This is a genomic window from Streptococcus mitis (assembly GCF_008763935.1).
GTDB lineage: Bacteria > Bacillota > Bacilli > Lactobacillales > Streptococcaceae > Streptococcus > Streptococcus mitis_DB.
This window is the reverse complement of sequence record NZ_VTQF01000011.1, coordinates 1-6203: the sequence shown is the minus strand read 5'-3', so window position 1 is coordinate 6203 and position 6203 is coordinate 1. Positions and strand designations below refer to the sequence as shown.

Annotated in this window: 1 protein-coding gene, 2 tRNA genes and 3 rRNA genes; all 6 read left to right on the top strand. The window is 49.9% G+C overall.

The genetic code is table 11. From position 1 onward, the window contains the following. Positions 1–273 precede the first annotated feature (273 nt). Positions 274–1814 (top strand): 16S ribosomal RNA (locus F9B91_RS10635). 101 nt (positions 1815–1915) lie between these two features. Continuing rightward, positions 1916–1992, top strand: a tRNA-Ile gene (locus F9B91_RS10630). 5 nt (positions 1993–1997) lie between these two features. Continuing rightward, a tRNA-Ala gene (locus tag F9B91_RS10625) sits at positions 1998–2073 on the top strand. 431 nt (positions 2074–2504) lie between these two features. Beyond that, a 23S ribosomal RNA gene (locus tag F9B91_RS10615) occupies positions 2505–5396 on the top strand. A gap of 94 nt (positions 5397–5490) precedes the next feature. Next, a 5S ribosomal RNA gene (rrf, locus tag F9B91_RS10610) occupies positions 5491–5604 on the top strand. Together the 16S, 23S and 5S rRNA genes with 2 tRNA genes alongside form the textbook arrangement of a ribosomal RNA operon. A 349-nt stretch (positions 5605–5953) precedes the next feature. Next, positions 5954–6203, top strand: a 250-nt coding sequence (locus F9B91_RS10605) for a ComEA family DNA-binding protein (RefSeq protein ID WP_150923271.1), incomplete at its 3' end; no start/stop codon positions are given.

Here is a 6203-nt window from a genome sequence, read left to right as displayed (position 1 = left end):
GGGGGTATAGTTCGGTTCTTCGCTGCTTCGGCGGTGGTTGAACGAACTGATAAGTATATCACAGTTGGTCTGATTTTTCGAGGTTTTAAGAAAAGTTTTGATTGACAATGATTTGAAATGCTTTATAATTCGTTTTCGCTCTTTAACAAAACAGATTACCGATAAGTGTGAGTGCGACAGCCTCACACTGTTTGAAAGACAGACAAGATGATGTTTTAGACATTGTCCTGTCGGTTTCTTTGAAGCAGACCAGAAGTTAAAAAGTTAGAGATTGAACATAAGAGTTTGATCCTGGCTCAGATTGAACGCTGGCGGCATGCTTTACACATGCAAGTCGGACGGCAGCACAGAGAAGCTTGCTTCTTGGGTGGCGAGTGGCGAACGGGTGAGTAACATATCGGAACGTACCGAGCAGTGGGGGATAACTAATCGAAAGATTAGCTAATACCGCATATTTTCTGAGGAAGAAAGCAGGGGACCATTTGGCCTTGCGCTGTTTGAGCGGCCGATATCTGATTAGCTAGTTGGTGGGGTAAAGGCCTACCAAGGCGACGATCAGTAGCGGGTCTGAGAGGATGATCCGCCACACTGGGACTGAGACACGGCCCAGACTCCTACGGGAGGCAGCAGTGGGGAATTTTGGACAATGGGCGCAAGCCTGATCCAGCCATGCCGCGTGTCTGAAGAAGGCCTTCGGGTTGTAAAGGACTTTTGTCAGGGAAGAAAAGGATAGGGTTAATACCCCTGTCTGATGACGGTACCTGAAGAATAAGCACCGGCTAACTACGTGCCAGCAGCCGCGGTAATACGTAGGGTGCGAGCGTTAATCGGAATTACTGGGCGTAAAGCGGGCGCAGACGGTTACTTAAGCAGGATGTGAAATCCCCGGGCTCAACCTGGGAACTGCGTTCTGAACTGGGTAACTAGAGTGTGTCAGAGGGAGGTAGAATTCCACGTGTAGCAGTGAAATGCGTAGAGATGTGGAGGAATACCGATGGCGAAGGCAGCCTCCTGGGATAACACTGACGTTCATGCCCGAAAGCGTGGGTAGCAAACAGGATTAGATACCCTGGTAGTCCACGCCCTAAACGATGTCGATTAGCTGTTGGGCAGCTTGACTGCTTAGTAGCGAAGCTAACGCGTGAAATCGACCGCCTGGGGAGTACGGTCGCAAGATTAAAACTCAAAGGAATTGACGGGGACCCGCACAAGCGGTGGATGATGTGGATTAATTCGATGCAACGCGAAGAACCTTACCTGGTCTTGACATGTGCGGAACCCTCCAGAGACGGAGGGGTGCCTTCGGGAGCCGTAACACAGGTGCTGCATGGCTGTCGTCAGCTCGTGTCGTGAGATGTTGGGTTAAGTCCCGCAACGAGCGCAACCCTTGTCATTAGTTGCCATCATTAAGTTGGGCACTCTAATGAGACTGCCGGTGACAAGCCGGAGGAAGGTGGGGATGACGTCAAGTCCTCATGGCCCTTATGACCAGGGCTTCACACGTCATACAATGGTCGGTACAGAGGGTAGCCAAGCCGCGAGGTGGAGCCAATCTCACAAAACCGATCGTAGTCCGGATTGCACTCTGCAACTCGAGTGCATGAAGTCGGAATCGCTAGTAATCGCAGGTCAGCATACTGCGGTGAATACGTTCCCGGGTCTTGTACACACCGCCCGTCACACCATGGGAGTGGGGGATACCAGAAGTAGGTAGGGTAACCGCAAGGAGCCCGCTTACCACGGTATGCTTCATGACTGGGGTGAAGTCGTAACAAGGTAGCCGTAGGGGAACCTGCGGCTGGATCACCTCCTTTCTAGAGAAAGAAGAGGCTGTCGCATTCACACTTATCGGTAAACTGTAGAAGATGCGGAAAAATGCTTGAGTGAAGACAAGATTCGCTTAAGAAGAGAATCCGGGTTTGTAGCTCAGCTGGTTAGAGCACACGCTTGATAAGCGTGGGGTCGGAGGTTCAAGTCCTCCCAGACCCACCAAGAACGGGGGCATAGCTCAGTTGGTAGAGCACCTGCTTTGCAAGCAGGGGGTCATCGGTTCGATCCCGTTTGCCTCCACCAATACTTTCCAAATCAAAGCGAGTTAAAAAGGCAGTGTAACTGCTTTCTTTTTTTCTAAAGAGAAGTCTGATGGTGAATCAGTTTGACGGAAAAAGAAAGGCTGCTATAATAATCAGCTAATTTTGATTTGCGAAGTAAATAGCAATATTGAACGCATCGATCTTTAACAAATTGGAAAGCCGAAATCAACAAACAAAGACAATGTGTCTGTTTTTGATGATTGACCGATTGCAAACGGTCAGTTATCTCCTGAATAGGAAAAGAAAAACAGGTGCAGTATTTGGGTGATGATTGTATCGACTTAATCCCGAAAGACAAAAGGCGGGATTAAGACACAACAAGCAGTAAGCTTTATCAAAGTAGGAAATTCAAGTTTGATGTTCTTGTCAACGGAATGTCAGGCAAAGTCAGAGAAGTTCTTGAAATGATAGAGTCAAGTGAATAAGTGCATCAGGTGGATGCCTTGGCGATGATAGGCGACGAAGGACGTGTAAGCCTGCGAAAAGCGTGGGGGAGCTGGCAATAAAGCTATGATCCCGCGATGTCCGAATGGGGAAACCCACTGCATTCTGTGCAGTATCCTAAGTTGAATACATAGACTTAGAGAAGCGAACCCGGAGAACTGAACCATCTAAGTACCCGGAGGAAAAGAAATCAACCGAGATTCCGCAAGTAGTGGCGAGCGAACGCGGAGGAGCCTGTACGTAATAACTGTCGAGATAGAAGAACAAGCTGGGAAGCTTGACCATAGTGGGTGATAGTCCCGTATTCGAAATCTCAATAGTGGTACTAAGCGTACGAAAAGTAGGGCGGGACACGTGAAATCCTGTCTGAATATGGGGGGACCATCCTCCAAGGCTAAATACTCATCATCGACCGATAGTGAACCAGTACCGTGAGGGAAAGGCGAAAAGAACCCCGGGAGGGGAGTGAAATAGAACCTGAAACCTGATGCATACAAACAGTGGGAGCACCCTTGCGGTGTGACTGCGTACCTTTTGTATAATGGGTCAACGACTTACATTCAGTAGCAAGCTTAACCGAATAGGGGAGGCGTAGGGAAACCGAGTCTTAATAGGGCGAACAGTTGCTGGGTGTAGACCCGAAACCGAGTGATCTATCCATGGCCAGGTTGAAGGTGCCGTAACAGGTACTGGAGGACCGAACCCACGCATGTTGCAAAATGCGGGGATGAGCTGTGGATAGGGGTGAAAGGCTAAACAAACTCGGAGATAGCTGGTTCTCCCCGAAAACTATTTAGGTAGTGCCTCGAGCAAGACACTGATGGGGGTAAAGCACTGTTATGGCTAGGGGGTTATTGCAACTTACCAACCCATGGCAAACTAAGAATACCATCAAGTGGTTCCTCGGGAGACAGACAGCGGGTGCTAACGTCCGTTGTCAAGAGGGAAACAACCCAGACCGCCAGCTAAGGTCCCAAATGATAGATTAAGTGGTAAACGAAGTGGGAAGGCCCAGACAGCCAGGATGTTGGCTTAGAAGCAGCCATCATTTAAAGAAAGCGTAATAGCTCACTGGTCGAGTCGTCCTGCGCGGAAGATGTAACGGGGCTCAAATCTATAACCGAAGCTGCGGATGCTAGTTTACTAGCATGGTAGGGGAGCGTTCTGTAGGCCGATGAAGGTGCATTGTAAAGTGTGCTGGAGGTATCAGAAGTGCGAATGTTGACATGAGTAGCGATAAAGCGGGTGAAAAGCCCGCTCGCCGAAAGCCCAAGGTTTCCTACGCAACGTTCATCGGCGTAGGGTGAGTCGGCCCCTAAGGCGAGGCAGAAATGCGTAGTCGATGGGAAACAGGTTAATATTCCTGTACTTGATTCAAATGCGATGTGGGGACGGAGAAGGTTAGGTTAGCAAGCTGTTGGAATAGCTTGTTTAAGCCGGTAGGTGGAAGACTTAGGCAAATCCGGGTCTTCTTAACACCGAGAAGTGACGACGAGTGTCTACGGACATGAAGTGACCGATACCACGCTTCCAGGAAAAGCCACTAAGCTTCAGTTTGAATTGAACCGTACCGCAAACCGACACAGGTGGGCAGGATGAGAATTCTAAGGCGCTTGAGAGAACTCGGGAGAAGGAACTCGGCAAATTGATACCGTAACTTCGGGAGAAGGTATGCCCTCTAAGGTTAAGGACTTGCTCCGTAAGCCCTGGAGGGTCGCAGAGAATAGGTGGCTGCGACTGTTTATTAAAAACACAGCACTCTGCTAACACGAAAGTGGACGTATAGGGTGTGACGCCTGCCCGGTGCTGGAAGGTTAATTGAAGATGTGAGAGCATCGGATCGAAGCCCCAGTAAACGGCGGCCGTAACTATAACGGTCCTAAGGTAGCGAAATTCCTTGTCGGGTAAGTTCCGACCCGCACGAATGGCGTAACGATGGCCACACTGTCTCCTCCCGAGACTCAGCGAAGTTGAAGTGGTTGTGAAGATGCAATCTACCCGCTGCTAGACGGAAAGACCCCGTGAACCTTTACTGTAGCTTTGCATTGGACTTTGAAGTCACTTGTGTAGGATAGGTGGGAGGCTTTGAAGCAGAGACGCCAGTCTCTGTGGAGCCGTCCTTGAAATACCACCCTGGTGTCTTTGAGGTTCTAACCCAGACCCGTAATCCGGGTCGGGGACCGTGCATGGTAGGCAGTTTGACTGGGGCGGTCTCCTCCCAAAGAGTAACGGAGGAGTTCGAAGGTTACCTAGGTCCGGTCGGAAATCGGACTGATAGTGCAATGGCAAAAGGTAGCTTAACTGCGAGACCGACAAGTCGAGCAGGTGCGAAAGCAGGACATAGTGATCCGGTGGTTCTGTATGGAAGGGCCATCGCTCAACGGATAAAAGGTACTCCGGGGATAACAGGCTGATTCCGCCCAAGAGTTCATATCGACGGCGGAGTTTGGCACCTCGATGTCGGCTCATCACATCCTGGGGCTGTAGTCGGTCCCAAGGGTATGGCTGTTCGCCATTTAAAGTGGTACGTGAGCTGGGTTTAAAACGTCGTGAGACAGTTTGGTCCCTATCTGCAGTGGGCGTTGGAAGTTTGACGGGGGCTGCTCCTAGTACGAGAGGACCGGAGTGGACGAACCTCTGGTGTACCGGTTGTAACGCCAGTTGCATAGCCGGGTAGCTAAGTTCGGAAGAGATAAGCGCTGAAAGCATCTAAGCGCGAAACTCGCCTGAAGATGAGACTTCCCTTGCGGTTTAACCGCACTAAAGAGTCGTTCGAGACCAGGACGTTGATAGGTGGGGTGTGGAAGCGCGGTAACGCGTGAAGCTAACCCATACTAATTGCTCGTGAGGCTTGACTCTATCATTTGAAGGACTTCAAAGATAAAAGCTTACTGACTGATTCAGTCATCACCAAATATATTGATTAAGGCTTTACCGATTTGTACAGTTTAAGTTTGGCGGCCATAGCGAGTTGGTCCCACGCCTTCCCATCCCGAACAGGACCGTGAAACGACTCAGCGCCGATGATAGTGTGGTTCTTCCATGCGAAAGTAGGTCACTGCCAAACACCTATTCTAAGCCCCTGACAGTTGTCGGGGGCTTTTACTTTGTATCGTTGACAGGTTTGGCGAACCGGACATCCCTGCCGCTGATAGCGGCGGTGGGGCGGAATGGGGTAATACTCTGAATGCTCCGGTTGTAGAAGAATGGGCTTTTGAGAATGTGGGTGGGGCCGCTTCGAAATTGAGGTGGGTTCGTAGATGTTGTAAAATCAATACATTAAGAGATAGTAAAGTTGGAAATATTTAAAATTGTTTGAACTAAAATGATGTAAAGTATATGATAATAAAATATATAGTGGTAACGCATTCCAGGCGTTACCGTCCATATTAACGAAATGATAGGAAAACGCCCTTATGAAAAAATTCCTCTTTGCCGCACTCTCCGTTCTGACCGCCTCGCTGTCGCTGGCCGCCGTCAACATCAATACTGCTTCCCCGTCCGAATTGGAAGCCCTGCCCGGCATCGGTCCGGCCAAAGCGAAAGCCATTGCGGACTACCGCCAGCAGCATGGTGCCTTCAAATCGGTGGAAGAGCTCAAAAACGTTAAAGGCATCGGCGAGGGTATCTTCTCCAAACTGAAGGCCGAAGCAACCGTCGCGCCCG